This window comes from Roseovarius sp. ZX-A-9 (assembly GCF_028369135.1).
Lineage (GTDB): Bacteria > Pseudomonadota > Alphaproteobacteria > Rhodobacterales > Rhodobacteraceae > Roseovarius.
Window position 1 is genome coordinate 1 of the sequence record NZ_JAPWHW010000014.1, and the last position, 19,049, is coordinate 19,049.

Annotated in this window: 18 protein-coding genes; 13 read left to right on the forward strand and 5 right to left on the reverse strand. The window is 61.8% G+C overall.

Annotated features, from left to right (window positions below; genetic code table 11):
• Positions 1-181 (forward strand): hypothetical protein (locus O3306_RS13995; protein ID WP_272008392.1); only part of this gene is annotated, 181 nt, incomplete at its 5' end.
• 90 nt (positions 182-271) lie between these two features.
• Positions 272-1,153 carry a PEP-CTERM sorting domain-containing protein gene (locus O3306_RS14000; protein WP_272008393.1) on the forward strand — a complete coding sequence of 294 codons (882 nt, stop codon included), beginning with the start codon at positions 272-274 and terminating at the stop codon, positions 1,151-1,153.
• 103 nt (positions 1,154-1,256) lie between these two features.
• On the opposite strand, the gene guaB is transcribed toward O3306_RS14000, so the two are convergent.
• Positions 1,257-2,705 carry an IMP dehydrogenase gene (guaB, locus tag O3306_RS14005; protein WP_272008395.1) on the reverse strand — a complete coding sequence of 483 codons (1,449 nt, stop codon included), beginning with the start codon at positions 2,703-2,705 and terminating at the stop codon, positions 1,257-1,259.
• A gap of 303 nt (positions 2,706-3,008) precedes the next feature.
• Here guaB and O3306_RS14010 point away from each other — a divergent pair, with 303 nt between their 5' ends.
• On the forward strand, positions 3,009-5,045 hold the full coding sequence (locus O3306_RS14010) for an ASKHA domain-containing protein (protein ID WP_272008397.1): 2,037 nt from the start codon (positions 3,009-3,011) through the stop codon (positions 5,043-5,045).
• Positions 5,046-5,163: 118 nt separating this feature from the next.
• Positions 5,164-6,645 carry an ABC transporter substrate-binding protein gene (locus tag O3306_RS14015; RefSeq protein WP_272008399.1) on the forward strand — a complete coding sequence of 494 codons (1,482 nt, stop codon included), beginning with the start codon at positions 5,164-5,166 and terminating at the stop codon, positions 6,643-6,645.
• A gap of 86 nt (positions 6,646-6,731) precedes the next feature.
• On the opposite strand, the gene O3306_RS14020 is transcribed toward O3306_RS14015, so the two are convergent.
• Positions 6,732-7,388: a helix-turn-helix transcriptional regulator gene (locus tag O3306_RS14020; protein ID WP_272008401.1), complete on the reverse strand. Its 657-nt coding sequence runs from the start codon at positions 7,386-7,388 to the stop codon at positions 6,732-6,734.
• Between the two features lie 359 nt (positions 7,389-7,747).
• Between O3306_RS14020 and O3306_RS14025 the strand changes: the two genes are divergently transcribed.
• From O3306_RS14025 to sucD, 3 genes are read left to right on the forward strand one after another with little or no spacing between them, the layout of a single operon-like run.
• The gene (locus O3306_RS14025) at positions 7,748-8,692 is read left to right on the forward strand and encodes an HpcH/HpaI aldolase/citrate lyase family protein (RefSeq protein ID WP_272008403.1); all 945 of its coding nucleotides are present in this window, start codon (positions 7,748-7,750) and stop codon (positions 8,690-8,692) included.
• A gap of 15 nt (positions 8,693-8,707) precedes the next feature.
• The gene (locus O3306_RS14030; protein WP_272008405.1) at positions 8,708-9,898 is read left to right on the forward strand and encodes a malate--CoA ligase subunit beta; all 1,191 of its coding nucleotides are present in this window, start codon (positions 8,708-8,710) and stop codon (positions 9,896-9,898) included.
• Entirely contained in the window at positions 9,898-10,779 is an 882-nt protein-coding gene (gene sucD, locus O3306_RS14035; protein ID WP_272008407.1) for a succinate--CoA ligase subunit alpha, read from the forward strand. The genes O3306_RS14030 and sucD overlap by 1 nt, the downstream gene beginning before the upstream one ends.
• 784 nt (positions 10,780-11,563) lie before the next feature.
• Here the strand turns inward: sucD and ndk are convergent.
• A complete protein-coding gene (ndk, locus tag O3306_RS14040; protein ID WP_272008409.1) occupies positions 11,564-11,986 on the reverse strand; it encodes a nucleoside-diphosphate kinase in 423 nt (140 codons plus the stop codon).
• A 308-nt stretch (positions 11,987-12,294) separates the two neighbouring features.
• Here ndk and O3306_RS14045 point away from each other — a divergent pair, with 308 nt between their 5' ends.
• The 6 genes from O3306_RS14045 (at position 12,295) to O3306_RS14070 (ending at position 16,822) form a co-directional block, all read left to right on the forward strand.
• Complete coding sequence (locus O3306_RS14045; protein WP_272008411.1) at positions 12,295-12,435, forward strand: hypothetical protein; 141 nt, start codon at positions 12,295-12,297, stop codon at positions 12,433-12,435.
• A 45-nt stretch (positions 12,436-12,480) separates the two neighbouring features.
• Positions 12,481-14,325 carry an ABC-F family ATP-binding cassette domain-containing protein gene (locus O3306_RS14050; RefSeq protein WP_272008413.1) on the forward strand — a complete coding sequence of 615 codons (1,845 nt, stop codon included), beginning with the start codon at positions 12,481-12,483 and terminating at the stop codon, positions 14,323-14,325.
• Positions 14,326-14,373: 48 nt separating this feature from the next.
• Positions 14,374-14,991, forward strand: coding sequence for a MarC family protein (locus O3306_RS14055; protein ID WP_272008415.1), 618 nt, complete (start codon positions 14,374-14,376; stop codon positions 14,989-14,991).
• Between the two features lie 57 nt (positions 14,992-15,048).
• Positions 15,049-15,627, forward strand: a complete 579-nt coding sequence (locus O3306_RS14060) for a retropepsin-like aspartic protease family protein (protein WP_272008417.1) — start codon at positions 15,049-15,051, stop codon at positions 15,625-15,627.
• A 157-nt stretch (positions 15,628-15,784) separates the two neighbouring features.
• Positions 15,785-16,216 (forward strand): hypothetical protein, encoded by a 432-nt coding sequence (locus O3306_RS14065; protein ID WP_272008418.1) that lies wholly within the window; start codon positions 15,785-15,787, stop codon positions 16,214-16,216.
• An 18-nt stretch (positions 16,217-16,234) separates the two neighbouring features.
• Positions 16,235-16,822, forward strand: coding sequence for a rhodanese-like domain-containing protein (locus O3306_RS14070; RefSeq protein WP_272008420.1), 588 nt, complete (start codon positions 16,235-16,237; stop codon positions 16,820-16,822).
• Positions 16,823-16,853: 31 nt separating this feature from the next.
• On the opposite strand, the gene O3306_RS14075 is transcribed toward O3306_RS14070, so the two are convergent.
• Together O3306_RS14075 and O3306_RS14080 are read right to left on the reverse strand one after the other, a co-directional pair.
• Entirely contained in the window at positions 16,854-17,330 is a 477-nt protein-coding gene (locus O3306_RS14075) for a DNA polymerase III subunit chi (RefSeq protein WP_272008422.1), read from the reverse strand.
• On the reverse strand, positions 17,330-18,802 hold the full coding sequence (locus O3306_RS14080; protein WP_272008424.1) for a leucyl aminopeptidase: 1,473 nt from the start codon (positions 18,800-18,802) through the stop codon (positions 17,330-17,332). The genes O3306_RS14075 and O3306_RS14080 overlap by 1 nt, the downstream gene beginning before the upstream one ends.
• Positions 18,803-19,049: the final 247 nt, after the last annotated feature.

Sequence of the window (19,049 nt, forward strand, 5' to 3'; positions counted from 1 at the left end):
TCATAAGCAGTTTACGACAACTGCACTATGGCGCATTGCGACGCCGGTTGATGCAGGAGCCATCCACCCCATCCGCAAAGCGTTTTCCCAAGATCGCGCCACGTTTTCGCGCGGCCTCGCGGGAACCTTTTTCAATTCCCCACATCCAATTTTCCGAAGGGCCAAATCAAAGGGCTCTTGACGACGGCTAATTTAAGAGCCGGACCGCCTCAGTTTTCGCACGCCTTCAGTGGATGCCATGCGACAACACACATCACGGAGAACAAGACCGATGCACAAATATCATCTCCCATTCGCGATCGCTGCCGCCGGTATGCTCGCCTTTGCCGGCCCCTCGGGGGCCGCGACTTATTTCGTTCAGGACCGGATCAGTTCCAACAACCCTCTTCTCACATTGCGCGGCGGGCTGGAGGAAGATGGGCAAACGAGCAAGAGCACCAGCCACGTCAATGGCACGACCTTGATCGAGACGAATGCGAAGCTCGGGGAAGGCGCCCTGCACGGGCAACTCCAATCCAACGAAATAAGAGCGATCCACGGGATGACAGCAACATTCGGCGATCGGGTGACGATCACTGGTGGTGCCGGGACAAACGTGGATTTCAAGCTGAGCTACAACTTAGCGGTCGACGCCACCATGGATCTGGCCAACCCGGCGGCGTCGATGTTGCTGACGGGAAGCACCCGATTTGCCGTCTTCGACCCGGCGATCGGAGCGAGCGCGGGAAACTGGAAGAGTCTGGCTTTCCCGATCTTCGGTGGTCCGGAGCGAACTCTTGGCAAGGATCTGGCGTCCTTCGGCTATGGCCCCGGCAACCTTCCGATATCGGACGTTCTGAGCGGGACGCTGTCGTTCACGCTGCCGGTCACCTCCGACACCCAGAGCTTCGATTTTTTCGCCGACCTGACCACGACGATCATCGCCGGCAACAATACGATGATTGATCTCGATCTGGAATTCGATGGCTTCGCGAGTCTCGGGCTTGCGGATGGAGTGACGATCACTTCGGGATCAGGCGCGTTCTTGACCCAAGGGACGAATGCCGCCCCGCAGGCGATTACACCCGTGCCGCTTCCGGCAAGCGCGACACTCCTTCTCGGCGCATTGGGGCTGCTCGGCTGGGGATCGCGCCGCAGGCTCCGGTCACTTTAGGTCACCGGTGAGGGGAACAGGATGCCTGGCCGCCTGCCCCATTCCAGCAAGAAGGCCCAGGCGATCTCTCGCCCGGGCCCCTAAAATCATTAAAAACAGCGCCCTACCCGATGCGGTAATTCGGGCTTTCGCGGGTGATCTGAACGTCGTGCACATGGCTCTCGGTCAGACCAGCACCGGTGATCCTGACGAAATGGCAATTCTTGCGCATCGCTTCGACCGTCGCACAGCCGGTATACCCCATCGCCGCGCGCAGGCCGCCAACCAACTGGTGAATGACCGCGCCCGCAGCGCCTTTGTACGGCACTCGTCCTTCGATCCCTTCGGGCACCAGCTTGTCACTCGCGGCATCCTTTTGGAAATACCGGTCGGCGCTGCCCCGTGCCATCGCCCCCAGGGAACCCATGCCGCGATAGGCCTTGTAGGACCGCCCCTGGTAGAGGATCACTTCGCCCGGGCTCTCATCAGTACCCGCGATCATGCTGCCCACCATGGCGCAGGACGCGCCCGCCGCGATCGCCTTGGCAAAATCGCCCGAGAACTTGATGCCGCCATCGGCGATTATCGGGATGTCGCCCGCGCCTCTGACACAATCCATGACCGCAGTCAGCTGTGGCACGCCAACACCTGCGACCATCCGCGTGGTACAGATGCTGCCCGGACCGATGCCGACCTTGATCGCATCCGCGCCCGCGCCGATCAGCGCTCGGGTGGCCTCGGCCGTGGCCACGTTTCCGGCGACGACCTGCACCTCGTTCGACAGCTTCTTGGCGCGCTCCACCGCCTGGGCGACACCCTCGGAATGGCCATGCGCGGTGTCGATCACGATCATGTCCACGCCCGCATCCACCAGCGCCTGACTGCGCTCGAAACCGGCATCGCCGACGGTCGAGGCCGCCGCGACGCGCAGGCGCCCCAGCTTGTCCATGCAGGCATTCGGGTTCAGAACCGCCTGTTCGGTATCCTTCAGCGTCAGAAGCCCTGTCAGCTTGCCCTTGCCATCGGTGACCAGCAATTTCTCGATCCGCCGCGCCTTCATCAGCGACTTGGCCTCTTCGAGCTCTGCAGGTTCCTGCAACACGGCCAGATCATCGCTGGTCATCATCACCCGTACCGGGGTCTTTGGATCCTCGGCGAAGCGCATGTCGCGGTTGGTCACGATCCCCACGACGCGCCCGCTCTCGTCCACCACCGGGAATCCGGTCACGCGGTAGCGTTCCTGCAGTGCCTGCGCATCGGCCAATGTCTGATCGGGTGTCAGGGTAATCGGGTTATAGACAATGCCGCTGACGAACCGCTTCACTCGCCGTACTTCTTCGGCCTGTTCTTCGAGATTGAGGTTGCGGTGCACCACGCCCATGCCCCCGGCCTGGGCCATGCAGATCGCCATGCGCGACTCGGTCACGGTATCCATGGCAGAACTCAGTAGCGGGATGTTGAGAGCTATGGACTTGGTCACATGCGTACGTGTGTCTGCGGTGCTCGGCAGCACATTTGACGCAGCGGGGACCAGCAGAACATCGTCGAATGTCAGGGCCTCACGAATTTCCATAGCGTATCTCCATGCATGGGGTCGTTTGGCGCTTCCCTATTGCATGGATATGAAAGAGACGAAAGGTCAATTCGCGCCTTTCCAGTGCATGCGCTGCTTGAGGGGCTGCCTGCGGCGCGGATGATCACGAAGCATGCAAAGAGCGGACATGGATGTGACACCGGTCGGCTCTGCGAGGGCCGCGAGGGATCAAGACATGCGCGCATGACGCGCCAAAGCCAGATTTTGCCGGTTGCGGCCTACCCAACGGCGCGCAAACCACTATGGTCCGGCCATGTAGATCGCCCACCAGATGGAGTCGCCATGAGCACCGATCCTCTCGTCGTATTCACCCCTTCGGGAAAACGTGGCCGTTTCCCCGTGGGTACACCCGTTCTGACCGCTGCACGGCAGTTGGGAGTGGACCTCGATTCGGTCTGCGGCGGGCGCGGTATCTGCTCTAAATGCCAGATCACGCCGTCATATGGTGAATTTTCCAAACACGGCGTGACCGTCCATGAAGACGCATTGTCGGAATGGAACTCGGTCGAACAGCGCTACGACGACAAGCGCGGCCTGAAAAAGGGCCGCCGCCTGGGATGTCAGGCCACGGTGCAGCGCGACGTGGTCATCGACGTGCCGCCCGAGAGCCAGGTGCACAAGCAGGTTGTGCGCAAGCGCGCCGAGGCACGCGAGATTACATTGAATCCATCGACCCGGCTGTTTTACGTCGAGGTCGAAGAACCCGACATGCACAAACCCTCGGGCGATCTGGAGCGACTCTGCACGGCGCTGGACGAGCAATGGGAGCTCAAGAATGTCCATGCCGATCTGCACATTCTGCAAACCATGCAGCCAATCCTGCGCAAGGGTGGCTGGAAGGTCACTTGCGCCGTCAACCTGGGCGACGACGAAAACCCACCGCGCATCATGCACCTGTGGCCCGGTTTCTATGAAGGCACGGTTTACGGCCTCGCTGTCGATCTCGGCTCCACCACCATCGCGGCACATCTTTGCGATCTGGGCACCGGCGAGGTGATCGCGTCGTCCGGCATCATGAACCCGCAGATCCGCTTTGGCGAAGACCTGATGAGCCGCGTCAGCTATTCGATGATGAACAAGGGCGGTGCCGCCGAAATGACCGCCGCCGTGCGCGACGGTATGAACGCGCTGTTTGATAATGTCGCTGCCGATGCGGGCATCGACAAGATGCTGATCGTCGATGCCGTCTTTGTCTGCAACCCGGTCATGCATCACCTGTTCCTTGGAATCGACCCGTTCGAACTGGGCCAGGCGCCCTTTGCACTCGGCACGTCCGATGCTATCCGCCTGCGTGCGCATGAACTGGACCTTGTCCTGCATCCTTCGGCGCGCGTCTACCTGTTGCCCTGCATTGCGGGCCATGTCGGGGCAGACGCCGCCGCCGTCGCGCTGTCAGAGGCGCCGGACAAATCCGAGGATCTGGTGCTGGTCGTCGATGTCGGCACCAATGCCGAGATCTTGCTGGGCAACCGCGAAAAGGTACTGGCCTGTTCATCGCCCACCGGCCCGGCCTTCGAAGGCGCGCAGATCAGCGCAGGCCAACGTGCCGCCCCGGGCGCCATCGAGAAGGTCGAAATCGATCCGGTGACCAAAGAGCCGCGCTTTCGCGTGATCGGCTCTGACCTGTGGTCCGACGACCCGGCTTTTGCCGAGGCCACCGCCGAAAGCGGCATCACCGGAATCTGCGGCTCGGGCATCATCGAGGCGATCGCCGAAATGCGCCTTGCCGGTATATTGGACGCTTCCGGCCTGATCGGCTCTGCCGCGCAGACCGGCTCGGAGCGCTGCATCCTTGACGGGCGGACCAACTCCTACCTGCTGCACGACGCATCCGCTGAGGGCGGCCCGCGCATCACCATCACCAACCCGGATATCCGCGCCATCCAGATGGCCAAGGCCGCGCTCTATTCCGGCGCGCGCCTGCTGATGGACAAGTTCGGCGTCGACAATGTGGACCGTGTCGTGCTGGCGGGGGCCTTTGGCGCGCATATCAGCCCCAAACACGCCATGGTGCTGGGCATGATCCCCGACGCACCGCTGGAGAAGGTCACGTCGGCCGGCAACGCCGCCGGCACCGGCGCCCGGATCGCGCTGATCAACAAGGACGCGCGCGCCGAGATCGAAGAGACCGTGCGCCGGATCCACAAGGTCGAGACCGCTGTTGAACCGCGCTTTCAGGAGCATTTCGTGAACGCCTCGGCAATTCCGAATGCGGTCGAGCCCTTCCCGATCCTCAACAGTATCGTGACGCTGCCGGATGTGTCGTTCAACACAGGCGGCGATGGTGCGGGCGGTGGGCGCAGGCGGCGGCGGGGATAACACCCGCACCGAACCAGAGCCAAGGGGCCGCCGGGTCAGCGCAGACCCGGCTGGCACTTTGCACTCCGACTGACAAAAGCCCGCTTCCCTCGGCTCCGTCCCATGTTATGTTCGGCCGATGAAACCGCTGCTCACCGCACTTACCCTTCTTCTAGCCCTGCCCGCTGCGGCCGAGCCCACTGGCACCTTCCGTCAGGCCCATGAACTGGGCTTCGGTGCGCTGAGCAACCTCGATCCGATGTCCAACGGGCGCGTGCTGCAAATCACCGAAAAGGTCATGAACCGCCTCGTCCGGCCCGGCGCGGACGGCACCCCACAGCCGGTTCTGGCCACCGCATGGACACCCAATGACGACGGCACCATATGGACGTTCGACCTGCGCGAGGGCGTCAGGTTTCACGACGGCAGCACCTTCAACGCCGCCGATGTGGTCTATTCGCTGAACCGGATCATCGCGCCCGACAATGACAACTCTGCGCGAGCCACGATCCAGATGATCCAGCAGGTCGAAGCGGTCGGACCACACCGCGTGCGCATCCATCTCGATGGCCCGTTTGCCGACTTGCCACTTCAACTCATGGATTTCCGCATGCGGATCATCCCAGAAGGGTCTGGGGATACCATCGCGCAGACCGGCATCGGCACCGGCCCTTTCATGGTCGAACGGTTCGACCCCGATGGCATCACCCTTCTCAAGGCCAATCCCGACTACTTCGAAGGCCCCCCCGGCGTCGCCGCGATGGAAGTGATTGCCATCCCCGACGCGCAGGCACGCCTGCAAGCGCTGCTGGGCGGCCAGATCGACATGGAGCGCGGCATCACCCCGCAGCTTGGCAAGGTGCTGGAGGCGTCGGATCGCTACCAGGTCCAGCAAGTTCCGACCGGCAACTGGATCGGCGCGGCTTTCCGAACGGACGTAGCACCTTTCGACGATGCCCGGGTGCGCCGCGCGTTGCGGCTCGCCGTGGATCGCGAGGATATGCTGAAACTGGTGCTGGGCGGGCGCGGCATTGTCGCCTGCGACACCCCTGTGGCCCCCAACGACCAGTACCGCATGAACATCGACTGCCCCCAGGACACCGCAGCCGCAAAGGCGCTGCTGGCCGAGGCGGGCTATCCCGATGGCATCGACATTACGCTGCATGTCTCAGCCCTCGACTCCACCTGGCCGACCATGGCGGTGGTTTACCAGCGGCAGACTGCCGCTGCGGGTATCCGCGTGACGATCAAGAAGGAATCGACCGATGGTTACTGGAGCCAAGTCTGGATGCAGAAAGACGCGGTGGCGACCCGTTGGAATGAGCGGCCCGCCGATCAGGCCCTCAACGAGGCATTCCAGTCCGGCGCAAAATGGAACGAGACATACTACCGCGATGAGGTTTTCGATCAGCTGATGAGCGACGCCCGCGCCGAGCTGGATTTCGAAAAACGCAAGGCGCTCTATGTGGCGGCGCAAAAGCGGCTCTGGGAAAACTCTGGTACGCTGATCCCCTATCACGTGACACAGCTTGTCGGCTTGTCCGCGCGCGTCCAGGATCTCGATCCGGTCAAGAACGACGCCGTGCGCTGGCACCTGCTCCGCGTAACCCCCGACAGCTGAGCATCCGGGATTATTCGCAGAATAATCTCTTTTTCGGAAAATTCGCAGAATTTTCTGCAGCGGTCCGCGCGCAGGTCAAACCTTAGTCAGTAATTCCCGGCGACATATTTCGCGATCGCCCCGCCCCGCGAATTGACGGCAAGCTTCTGGTAGATCGCCTTGAGGTAATATTTGACGGTATTTTCCGACAGGCCCAGCCGCGCGGAAATCTGGAAATTGGTCAGCCCGTTCACCAGCAACCCGAGGATCTCATGCTCGCGCCGGGTCAGCGAATCCGCGGTCTCGTTGGTCAGGCGGCACAGAATATCGGTGGGCACAATCGAATGCCCCTCGACCAGCTTGCCCAGAATTTTGGGCAAGCTCACCAGTATCTGGCTCATCATGCAGACCGAATTGGCCCCCGCTTTCACCGCCGCGCGGATAAAGGCGAATTCGGTATCGTCCGCCACCACCACGATCATCGCGCGCGGAAAATCCTTGCGCAACATGTCCAGAGTCGTGGCCAGATCGGCATCGGCCAGGCGCACGCCGAGGATCACGATCACCTGACCGTCCTCCGCCGCAATCAACTTGCGCAGCTCTTCAATCTCTGTCGCGAAGCTGCCCAGGGCCACACCGGGGATCTGCCCCACCAGCGAGCCGATCCCCTGACAGACGATCAACTGCCGGTCAGCGACAATGACGCGCGATGTGAGGGTTGTTGCCATATCCATGACCAACAGCACCACAACGCCGCGTGGCATGGCGACGAAATTCCGACATTTCTGTGCACGAAACCGATGTAATCAAAGGAAAAAAATGTATACCACGGAATGCCGGCAGGGGTCAGGCCCCGCACGACACTTAAATAGCGCAAGTTCACACCGCCGATACAGCCCGCCCGATGCGATCAGGATTGATCTCATGGCGCATTGTATTCCGGTGCATCCCATATAGCGCCTTCGGGTAGCGGCACCCTACCCGTTCAGACCAGCACGCCACACCGGGTCGGATGAAGCTACCCAACAGAAAGTGTCACCGGGGATCGCAAGCTGACAATCTCTTGTCATGGCCTACCGACACCTAATGTCGCCATGCCCTGCCCAAGAAAAGGATGCCCCCGATGAGCTACACCTTGCACCCCCTCAAGAAACAACGCCTCCAGCGCTCCGAACTGGCAGTACCCGGCTCGAACCCGTCGATGATCGAAAAGGCTGCCGAAAGCGACGTGGACTACATCTTTCTCGATCTCGAAGACGCGGTCGCCCCGCCTGAGAAAGTGCAGGCGCGCAAAAATATCATTGAGGCGCTCAATGACATCGACTGGAAGGCCAAGGGCAAGACCATGTCGATCCGGATCAACGGGCTCGACACCCATTACATGTATCGCGACGTGGTCGATATCGTCGAACAGGCCGGTCAGCATCTGGATACGATCCTGGTGCCCAAGGTGGGCGTGCCTGCCGATCTCTACACCGTCGAAACCATGGTCAGCCAGATCGAAGAAGCAATGGGCTTCACCCACCAGATCGGCATCGAGGCGCTGATCGAAACCGCCCTTGGCATGGCCAATGTCGAGGCGATCGCCGCCGCCCCGGGCCGTCTGGAGGCAATGCATTTCGGTGTGGCGGATTATGCCGCGTCGAACCGCGCCCGTACCGTCGTCATTGGCGGTCTGAACCCCGATTACCCCGGCGACCAGTGGCATTTCGCGCTCAGCCGCATGACCGTCGCCTGCCGCGCCTACGGGTTGCGCGCCATTGACGGGCCGTTCGGCGATTTCAGCGACCCGGACGGCTACATCCTGTCGGCCAAACGCGCCGCAGCCCTCGGGATCGAAGGCAAATGGGCGATCCATCCAAGCCAGATCGCCATGGCCAATGATGTCTTTTCCCCACCCGAGGCCGAAGTGACTCGCGCCCGCCGCGTGATCAAGGAATTGCGCAAGGCCGAAGCCGCAGGCAAGGGCGCCGCCAGCCTCGACGGCAAGATGATCGACGCCGCGTCAGAGCGGATGGCGAACAATGTGCTGACGGTGGCCGACGCCATCGCGGCCAAGAACAGCTAGGCAGGAGGATATCAGATGGATATTCACGAGTATCAGGCCAAGGAGTTGCTGAAGCGGTTTGGCGTGAACGTCCCGCGCGGCGGCATCGCCTACAGCCCTGAACAGGCGGTTTATCGCAGTCATGAATTGTCGGGCGGCAAATGCGTGGTCAAGGCGCAGATCCATTCAGGCGCACGCGGCAAAGCGGGCGGCGTGCGGATCTGCTCCTCGGATGACGAGATTGCGGATGCCGCTGCCTGGATGCTGGGGCGCAAGCTGGTCACGCACCAGACCGGCCCGGCGGGCAAGCTGGTCAGCCGTCTCTACATCGAGGAAGCCACGGATATCGCGCAGGAAATCTACCTGGCTTTCGTGATGGACCGCACCGAAGAACGCGTGGTGGTCGTGGCCTCGGCACAGGGCGGCATGGAGATCGAGGATATCTCGACCGATGAGCCCGACAGCATCATCCGCTCGGTCGTCGATCCGGCCGTGGGCATGCAGGCCTTTCAGGCGCGCGAGATCGCGTTCCAGTTGGGGCTGGATCCGGCGCTGATTGCCCAGGCGACCAAAACCATCACTGGCTGTTACCGCCTGATGGAGGACATGGACGCCAGCATGGTCGAGGTCAATCCTCTGGTCGTGACCGGTGCAGGAGAGATCGTGGCGCTGGATGCCAAGGTCAGCTTTGATGACAATGCGCTGTTTCGTCGGCCCGAGATTTCGGAGTTTCGCGACAAGAGCCAGGAAGACCCGAGAGAGACCTACGCCGAGGATCGAGGGCTGAGCTATATCGGGCTGGAGGGCGAAATTGGCTGTATCGTCAACGGTGCGGGCCTCGCCATGGCGACACTCGACATGATCAAGATGGCGGGCGGCGAACCAGCGAACTTTCTCGATGTGGGTGGCGGCGCCAGCCCTGAACGTGTGCTGATGTCATTCAAGGCGGTGCTGAACGATCCCAATGTAGAGGCGATTTTGGTCAACATCTTTGCCGGGATCAACCGTTGCGACTGGATCGCAGAGGGCGTGGTGCGCGCGGTGCGCGAACTGAACCTGACCATGCCGCTGGTGGTGCGCCTGTCGGGCACCAATGTCGAAGAGGGGCGCGCGCTGATCAACGAAAGCGGGCTCGATATCATCACCGCCGACACATTGGCCGAAGCCGCCGACAAGGTCGTCGGCGCCTGGAAAACTGGCCGCAACCAAAACGGAGGAGCCGTCTGATGGCTATTCTGATCGACAAGAATTCACGCGTGCTGGTCACCGGCCTGACGGGCCGCATCGGCAGTTTTCACGCCGAGGAGATGCGCGCCTACGGCACCAATGTCGTGGGCGGCGTGACCCCCGGCAAGGGCGGTACGACCCATAATGGCCTGCCGGTATTCAACACGGTCAAGGGCGCGGTTGCCGAAACCGGCGCGGATCTGGCGATCTGTTTCGTTCCGCCTCCCTTTGCCGCTGATGCGATCATGGAGGCCGCCGATGGTGGTATCCGCACCTGCGTGTGCATCGCTGACGGCATTCCGACACAGGACATGATCCGCGTGAAACGCTATATGCGCCGCTATAAATCCGAACGCCGCATGCGTCTGATCGGGCCGAACTGCGCCGGGATCATAACACCGGGCCAGGGCTTTGCCGGATTGATGCCGCCGCATATCTACCTGCCCGGCCGCATCGGGATCGTCGGACGCTCCGGCACGTTGGGATATGAGGCCGCCAGTCAGATGAAGGCGCGCGGGATCGGCGTCAGCTCGTCCATCGGGATCGGTGGCGACCCGATCAACGGATCAAGCTTTCGCGATATTCTGGAACTGTTCGAGAACGATCCCGACACCGATGCTGTCGTGATGGTCGGCGAGATTGGTGGCCCGCAAGAGGCCGAAGCGGCAGAATATATCCGCGATCACATGACCAAACCCGTGGCGGCCTATATCGCGGGTCTGTCGGCCCCCAAGGGGCGCAGGATGGGTCATGCAGGGGCGATTGTCTCGGCGTTTGGCGAATCAGCGCAGGAAAAAGTTGAGATCCTCAAGGACTGCGGTGTTGCGATCGTTCCGAACCCTTCCGCCATAGGCGAAACGGTGGAAAATATGGTCGCTTGACCTTTCTGCGGCGACGGCCTAGATGCCGCCTCGGCAAGCTTCGCTGCGCCGCAGAATTAGTTTTCGGAGCCTCTCATGCGCACCGCGCTGATGACAGTATCTGACCGCCCTCACGCTTGGGGCGACACGCCTGATGCGATGCAACGAAACGCTGCTTTGCCGCTGCTAGACGGCGGCGGCTGCACGCGCCCAAATCAGGCGCATAAATCACCGCCCGCGGGCCTACCTGTCGCGCCAATAACGCTGCAGCAGGCCCGCGCTGGCGGCCCGGTTTTCATCGAAATGCAAGGTAGGGTCGGCAAGAACTTACCTTAATTCGACCCAACCCACGCCCCGACTCCGTGCAACATTCCCCCCCAATAAAAAGCGCCAGCTGGCGTGAATCGGCTGGCCTTCCTGAGACAGGAGCAGTGCAGATGTCCAAAGACTCCCCAAAGCCGCCTCGCGGCACTTCCGGCTCGCCCAAACCAAAGCCCAAGCCCAAGCCTCAAGCGGGGCCACGGCGCGTTATCACTGACTTCGCCAGTATCTGAAGGCGGCGTAATCGCGTTGTTGCTGGTTAAGATAACGCCCTGCGCGCAGTGCCGCGCAGGCGCGAGACCGGAACATTTGTCTGCTCCGTTGCCCGCCGCACCCTGCCCTGCGGCGATATCGGCATCGGCATCATATTTCGTCTTTGCAACGATCCGCATTGGACACGCAAATGCAAATGGGCAGCCCATGACAGGCTGCCCATCGTCGCGTCAGAGACGCGTTTAGTCTATACGTGTCAGCCAGAGACTGATCAGCCGACCAGTTCGAGACCCGAGAAGAAATACGCGATTTCGACGGCAGCCGTTTCAGGCGCGTCCGAACCGTGGACAGAGTTTTCGCCAACGCTCTCGGCAAATTCTGCACGGACTGTACCGGGGGCCGCATCGGCGGGGTTCGTGGCCCCCATTACTTCGCGGTTCTTGGCAATGGCGCCTTCACCTTCGAGCACCTGCACGACGACCGGGCCGGAAGCCATGAATTCGCACAGTTCACCGTAGAACGGGCGCTCGGCATGTACTTCGTAGAACTTGCCAGCCTGTGCCGGAGTCAGTTGGATGCGCTTTTGCGCGACGATGCGCAGACCTGCATCCTCGAACTTGGCGTTGATCTTGCCGGTCAGGTTGCGTTTGGTGGCGTCGGGTTTGATGATGCTCAGCGTGCGTTCGATTGCCATGTCGGCCTCTTTTCAGGGAATAAGTGTGAATCTGGCGCTGGCATTAACACGCGTTCAGCGTGGAATAAAGACCTATTCGGGGTGCGGCAACGCAGACCAGAATTACAGGGATTTATTTCCGACCATTTTTATCAGCAGAAATTTCCGAAGCGCCCAGACAAACTGGGAATCACGACAATGTAGTTGACCACCCTTTCCCCTTCCGCCGCGCCGATCCTTTCGGCGACACCGCTCTGGGCCGATACGGCCCCCCGACCGCGGACCTGAGCGCAATTCCAAGCGGCCGTACCTCATGTGGATATTGAGAATTGCCGCAAGACGACGTGTTTTGCCGCGCGCCCCTTCTGCATGAGGAAATTCATGTTTTCGTGTTACGTCAGGATGGCGGCAGCCCGTTTGTCGGGTTCAAGACCTATCCTGCCGACAGCATGGCAACCCCGCTGGAATAAGACCGCCGGTTGACAAGTGGAGAGTGGTCAGCCATCGCTCCGCGCATGTTGCGCATTACAGATATATCATATTCGGTCGCAGGCCGCCCGCTGATCGTGAATGCATCGGTCTCCATCCCTGACGGCCACAAGGTCGGCATCGTCGGGCGCAATGGCACCGGCAAGACCACGCTCTTTCGTCTGATCCGGGGCGAATTAGCGCTGGAATCCGGCACCATCACTCTGCCCAGCCGCGCCCGCATCGGTGGCGTCGCTCAGGAGGTGCCCAGCAACGAAGTGTCACTGATAGATACAGTGCTGGCCGCCGATACCGAACGCGCGGCCCTGCTGGCGGAATCCGACACCGCCACCGACCCGACGCGGATTGCCGAAGTGCAGACACGGCTTGCGGATATCGACGCCTGGGGCGCCGAGGCACGCGCCGCCTCTATTCTCAAGGGGCTCGGCTTCAACCACGATGAGCAACAACAACCCTGCTCGGCCTTTTCGGGCGGGTGGCGGATGCGCGTGGCGCTGGCGGCGGTGCTCTTTGCGCAACCTGACCTGTTGCTCCTTGATGAGCCAACCAACTATCTCGATCTCGAAGGGGCGCTGTGGCTTGAGACCTACCTGGCGCGATACCCGCATACGGTGCTGATCATCAGCCACGACCGCGAATTGCTCAATCGCGCGGTGGGGTCGATCCTGCATCTCGAAGACCGCAAGCTGACGCTTTATCAAGGCGGATACGACACCTTTGCGCGCACCCGTGCGGCGCGGTTGGCTGCTGCTGAGTCCGAGGCCAGGAAACAGGATGCGCGCCGCGCCCACCTGCAGAGCTTTGTCGATCGTTTCCGGGCCAAGGCATCAAAGGCCGTGCAGGCGCAATCACGCCTCAAGATGATCGAGAAGATGACGCCGATCACGTCGCCCCAAGAGGCCGCGCTCAAGAAATTCACCTTTCCCTCACCCGAAGAACTGTCACCGCCCATCATCGCGCTCGAAAACGTCGCCGTGGGCTATGACGGGAAGCCGGTGCTATCGCGGCTGAGCCTGCGGATCGATCAAGATGACCGGATTGCCCTTCTGGGTAAGAACGGGGAAGGAAAATCCACCCTTTCCAAGATGTTGGCCGGAAAACTTGATGTGATGTCCGGCAGCATGACAACGTCGTCCAAGCTGCGCGTCGGTTATTTTGCACAGCATCAGGTCGAAGAGCTGCACGTTGACGAAACACCCGTGGATCACATCCGTCGCCTGCGCCCCGGTGAGACACCCTCGCGGCTGCGCGCCCGTCTGGGCGGTTTCGGCATCGGTGCAGAGCAGGCCGAAACCCTTGTGGGCAAGCTGTCTGGCGGGCAGAAGGCACGGCTGTCGCTGATGCTGGCCACCATCGACGCGCCGCATATGCTGATCCTCGACGAGCCGACCAACCACCTTGATATTGAATCTCGAGAAGCGTTGGTGGAAGCGCTGACCGCCTATTCCGGGGCGGTGATCCTGGTCAGCCACGACATGCATCTGCTCAGCCTCGTGGCCGACCGCCTGTGGCTGGTCAAGGATGGCCGCGTCGCCCCCTACGAGAGCGATCTGGAAGGCTATCGCGCCACTTTGCTGGCCAGCGACAAGCCTGCGCAAAAGCCAAAAGCGGACAAGCCGAAACGCCCATCGCGCGATACGATCCTCGCCCTGCGACAGGACGCGAAGAAATGCGAAGAACGTGTTGAAAAGCTGAACGTAATGCGTGACCGCCTGGCCAAGAAACTGGCCGATCCGGGCATGTATGAAGAAGGCAAGGCCGACGAGGCCGCCGTCTGGCAACGCAAGTATTCAGAGGTGATGGACGGGCTTAGCCGGGCTGAAACCATGTGGATGAAGGCGCTTGAAAAGCTGGAGAAGGCGCAGGCCTGAACCGCCCCGCCTGTTGACAAGCTCCGGACCGGACCGCATTGAGACGGCATGGACAGTGCCGCGCTTATCACGACTTTCGTGACCCTTCTCATCGTGATGGACCCCATCGCGCTGGCGCCGCTGTTTCTGGCGATGACGCAAGGGATGGATCAAACCCGCCGCCGACGCATCGCGATCCGCGCCTGCGTCACCAGCGCGCTGCTGCTCTGCGTCTTTGCCGCGTTCGGCGAGGCGGTGCTGGGTTTCATTGGCATCTCGATGCCCGCATTTCGCATCGCGGGCGGCATCCTGCTCTTCCTGACGGCGCTCGACATGCTTTTCGATCGCCGCACCAAGCGGCGCGAGGATCAGGTGGAAAATGACGATCACCACGACCCATCCGTTTTTCCGCTTGCCATCCCGCTGATCGCCGGGCCGGGCGCGATTGCCACGGTGATCCTGCTGGCCGGACAGCAGGACGACATCAGCGGGATTTCCTGGGTTCTCGGCATCATGTTCGTCGTATTGACCCTTGTTTTCATTTCGTTTCTTGGCGCCGGACTTCTTGAGCGAGCGCTGGGGAAGACCGGAATCAACGTGGTGACACGAGTCCTCGGCATGCTGTTGGCCGCGCTCGCGGTTCAATTCGTCCTCGACGGTCTGCACGGCTTTGGCCTGCCTGCCTGACCTTTCATTCCGCAGGTCCGCCCCCTATCTGTGTCCCAGGCAATCGGGCGGACGGACATGAACGACTTCGACAGTGCACATCTGATCTATCTCATCGTGCTGGGCAGCGCGGTGGTATTCTGGTTCGTTGCCTCGAACCGCAATTCTCTTGGCAAGACGATGCAGCAGGCGGTGCTGTGGGGGCTGATCTTTGTCGGCGTGCTCGCGGGGATCGGATTGTGGGAAGATATCCGCCAGACCGTGATGCCAACGCAGACCGTATTTTCCGGCGGCGTAATCGAACTGCCGCGCGCACCCGACGGGCATTACTACCTGCAGGCAGAGGTGAACGGCGCCCCGATCCGCTTTGTAGTCGATACCGGTGCCAGCCAGGTCGTGCTGAGCCAGGAGGACGCGACGGCGGCCGGGCTAAAACCCGAAACGTTGAACTATTTCGGTACGGCCAACACGGCGAACGGTATTGTGCGCACGGCGGCGGTACGGCTCGACAGCTTTGTCGTGGGTGACATGCGCGACACCAACTTACGCGCGGTGGTCAATGAGGGCGAACTGTTCGAGTCTCTGCTCGGCATGACCTACTTACAACGCTTTTCCAATATCCAGATCGCCGATGGTCGGTTGGTGCTCACGCGCTGAGGAGCTTCGCGCAAAGCCAAAGCCAGAGGTTTGAAGCGCAGCACTCCCCCTTCCCCGCGTCACCCTGCCACAGGCTCATTTGACCCGTGTCAATGCCGCGTTCGCTTGGGGCTTGTACGCTGGAGATTGGAAACACGCGATCTCAAGGATTCATGCCATGCGCTTTCTGCCTACCATCGCCCTTTGCACTGCCGCCGCCCTGCCTGCCGCCGCACAGGAGGCTCCGAACCAGCTCGTCACCGTCATCACCAGCGAAAATGCCCAGACCCAGCTAATGGGAATGGTGTTGACCATGCAATCCGTCCGCGCTGGCGCGCAGGCGCATATGCTGCTTTGTGGCCCGGCTGGCGATCTGGCATTGAAAGCCGCGCCCGAAGCCGCGACGACAGCACAGCCTCCGATGGGGATGAGCCCCCAAGGCCTGATGCAAAAGATCATGGAAACCGGTGCCAAAGTCGAAGTCTGTGCGCTCTACCTGCCCGGCAAGGGCGCGGATACGACCGTCCTGCTGGATGGTATCACCGTAGCCGCACCGTCGGCGATGGCCGCGCTGCTGATGTCCAAGGACGCCCGCGTCCTGTCATTTTGAACCTGAGGAGGATTTATGATGATCCGTCAAACGTTTTTGGCCGCGCTGATCGCGACCAGCTTTGCCGCGCCCGGTCTTGCCGCCGACGCGCCTGAGAACCCAGCTTACCAGACCGAGTGGGGGCTCTACCTGACCTCTCGCGAAGCGTTCGAGATGAAACAAGAGCAGGGCGACCGGGTGCTCTTTGTCGATGTGCGCGAACCCATTGAAATCATGTTCACCGGCTGGACTGACATCGTGGACGTCAACGTACCCTACATGCTGGTCGACCCGACCGCATGGAACCCCGACAAACCTGTCTTGCAGATGCAGAAGAACCCCGAATTCGCCGCAGGCGTTGCCGCTGCCATGCAGGCGCGCGGCCTGACTGCGGATTCTCCGGTGATCGTGATGTGTCGCTCGGGCGGAACACGCGGCGCGCCGTCGGCCAAGGCATTGGCACCTTTGGGACTGACCCAGGTCTATGTGGTGGTCGACGGGTTCGAGGGGGGCACGCTCAAGGAAGATCCGCGCGGGCCCTGGCGGCTGAAAAACGGCTGGAAGAACAGCAATCTGCCCTGGAGTTACAAGCTGGACAAAGACAAGATTCCGCTGCGCACCGAGTGACTGAACAAGCTGGAGGCGCCGCGGCTGCCCGTCATGACGAAGGGGCCGGGTTTTTCTCGGCCTTCTTCTCCCAACGCCCGCTTTCCTCGGACCAGTATTGCGCGGCGCAGCCTGCGTCTGTCAGCGTTTTCCACTGTCCGCGTGCCACGTCCACCGCCGCGATGTCGTTTCCGTCAAACAGCACGCAGACACGCGACAACGCCGCCACTTCCTCGGCCGTGACATCGGCCCCATCCACCGCCATCAGGCAGACCGCGCCATTGGGCAGGTCGGTCTGCGTCGTCAGCAGGATCGGTTGATCGGCCGCGTGCGGCGCGCTGGCCAGACCGTGGGCCAGAAACCCGTCATCGGGTCCCTGCCACAGCTTTTCGTCCAGCCATTCCATGCGCGCCTGCGACGCACCGCGCACCGCCACGCGCCAGCCAGCCTGCCGCGCCTTGCCCAGAAGGACAGGCAGCGTGGCCTCCAGCGGCTGACGCGTCAGGTGATAGAAATAGGCCGCCCCCATCAATCGCCTTCCAGCATGTCCGCCACCAGCCGGTTGAGCGCCATGACACCCCAGCCGCTCGCCCCCTTGGGCGCATGCGGCGTGTCGGATTTGACCGATGCCGTGCCGGCGATATCCAAGTGTATCCAAGGCAAATCATCTTTGACGAATCGCTTGAGGAATTGCGCCGCGGTGATCGACCCGGCGGGGCGGCCACCGACATTCTTCATGTCAGCAATCTGACTTTTCAGCATGTCGTCATAGGCTTGGCCCATCGGCATACGCCATGCGCCTTCGCCTTCGGCCTCTGCGGCCTTGAGGAAATCGCGCGACAGGGCGTCGTCATTACTGAAAACGCCCGCGTTTTCATGCCCCAGAGCGATGATGATCGCGCCGGTCAGGGTCGCCAGGTCGATCATGGCGCGCGGCGAGAACTGTTGCTGTGCGTACCACATGACATCCGCCAGAACCAAACGGCCTTCGGCGTCCGTGTTGATCACCTCGACTGTGTCACCCTTCATCGACGTGACCACGTCGCCGGGGCGCGTCGCCCGGTCAGAGGGCATGTTCTCCACCAGCCCGACCAGACCCACCACATTGGCCTTGGCCTTGCGCCGGGCCAGCGTGTGCATGACGCCGGTGACAACGCCCGCACCGCCCATATCCATGGTCATGTCTTCCATGCCGGCAGCTGGTTTCAGGCTGATCCCGCCCGTGTCGAACACCACGCCCTTGCCGACCAGCGCCAGCGGGGCATCGCCCTTCTTGCCCCCGGCCCATTCCATCACCGCAACCTTCGTCGGGCTGGCACTGCCCTGCCCAACCGATAGCAGGCAACCCATGCCGAGCTTTTCCAGCTCCGGCTCTTCCAGCACAGTGATCTTGAGGCCGAGCCCCTCCATCTCCTTGATCCGGTTGGAAAATTCGGTGGTGGTCAGGTGGTTGGCCGGTTCGCTCACCAGATCGCGGGTCAGGAACACACCTTCGGCCACGGCCGTGGCGGCCTCGGCGTCGGTCTTAATCGCGGCGGGGTCCTTGACCATCATCGTCACGCTGGCGTTTTCCTCGTCCTTCTTTGTCTTGTGCGCGGTAAAGTCGTAGGCACGCAGAACGACACCCAACGCCAGATCGACCGGGCGGCGGGTCTGACCGGCCAGCACCAGCAGCGGCGCGGTTCCCTTCAACTTGCCCAGGGCGACGCCGGCCTTGCGGGCCTCATCCGGCTTTGCGCCCCGCTCGACGCAGACGATATCGACCGCCTCGGCGGCCAAGCCCGTTGGCCAAGCCAGCGTCTTGACCTCTCCCGGTTTCATTTTTTCCAGAGCGCCGCCCTCGATCATCCGGGCCAGCGCGCCCTTGGTCAGCTTGTTCACGCGTCGCGCGCCGGGGTCCATCTTGCCGTCTTTGCCGATCAGAACCGCGACGCGCCCTTTGGCCGCTTCGATCTGGTCAATGTCTGTTTCGATGTAATTTACGGTTACCGGCGTTGTCATGTGGCACTCCTTGGAAGGCTGTTTTCCCAGACCTAGCGCGAATGGCGGGCTGGCTGAAAGGCCAAAATCAGCCACCTTGCCGGGCTTTGTGCCATCTGAGATGGCCGGGATCGCGTCGCAAGTCACCAGCAAGAGCGCCTCTAATCCCCCGATTACCGCCTGCCGCGCGCTGAACGCGCGCATCCCGGACGTGCCAATGCGATTTTCCGGGGACACCATGCACGGCGGCAGGCCGGGCTTTCCCTCA

Coding starts and splice junctions, on each gene's coding strand:
- O3306_RS14000 (WP_272008393.1), top strand. CDS start 272: ATGCACAAATATCATCTCCCATTCGCGATCGCTGCCGCCGGTATGCTC.
- guaB (WP_272008395.1), bottom strand. CDS start 2,705: ATGGAAATTCGTGAGGCCCTGACATTCGACGATGTTCTGCTGGTCCCC.
- O3306_RS14010 (WP_272008397.1), top strand. CDS start 3,009: ATGAGCACCGATCCTCTCGTCGTATTCACCCCTTCGGGAAAACGTGGC.
- O3306_RS14015 (WP_272008399.1), top strand. CDS start 5,164: ATGAAACCGCTGCTCACCGCACTTACCCTTCTTCTAGCCCTGCCCGCT.
- O3306_RS14020 (WP_272008401.1), bottom strand. CDS start 7,388: ATGCCACGCGGCGTTGTGGTGCTGTTGGTCATGGATATGGCAACAACC.
- O3306_RS14025 (WP_272008403.1), top strand. CDS start 7,748: ATGAGCTACACCTTGCACCCCCTCAAGAAACAACGCCTCCAGCGCTCC.
- O3306_RS14030 (WP_272008405.1), top strand. CDS start 8,708: ATGGATATTCACGAGTATCAGGCCAAGGAGTTGCTGAAGCGGTTTGGC.
- sucD (WP_272008407.1), top strand. CDS start 9,898: ATGGCTATTCTGATCGACAAGAATTCACGCGTGCTGGTCACCGGCCTG.
- ndk (WP_272008409.1), bottom strand. CDS start 11,986: ATGGCAATCGAACGCACGCTGAGCATCATCAAACCCGACGCCACCAAA.
- O3306_RS14050 (WP_272008413.1), top strand. CDS start 12,481: ATGTTGCGCATTACAGATATATCATATTCGGTCGCAGGCCGCCCGCTG.
- O3306_RS14055 (WP_272008415.1), top strand. CDS start 14,374: ATGGACAGTGCCGCGCTTATCACGACTTTCGTGACCCTTCTCATCGTG.
- O3306_RS14060 (WP_272008417.1), top strand. CDS start 15,049: ATGAACGACTTCGACAGTGCACATCTGATCTATCTCATCGTGCTGGGC.
- O3306_RS14065 (WP_272008418.1), top strand. CDS start 15,785: ATGCGCTTTCTGCCTACCATCGCCCTTTGCACTGCCGCCGCCCTGCCT.
- O3306_RS14070 (WP_272008420.1), top strand. CDS start 16,235: ATGATCCGTCAAACGTTTTTGGCCGCGCTGATCGCGACCAGCTTTGCC.
- O3306_RS14075 (WP_272008422.1), bottom strand. CDS start 17,330: ATGGGGGCGGCCTATTTCTATCACCTGACGCGTCAGCCGCTGGAGGCC.
- O3306_RS14080 (WP_272008424.1), bottom strand. CDS start 18,802: ATGACAACGCCGGTAACCGTAAATTACATCGAAACAGACATTGACCAG.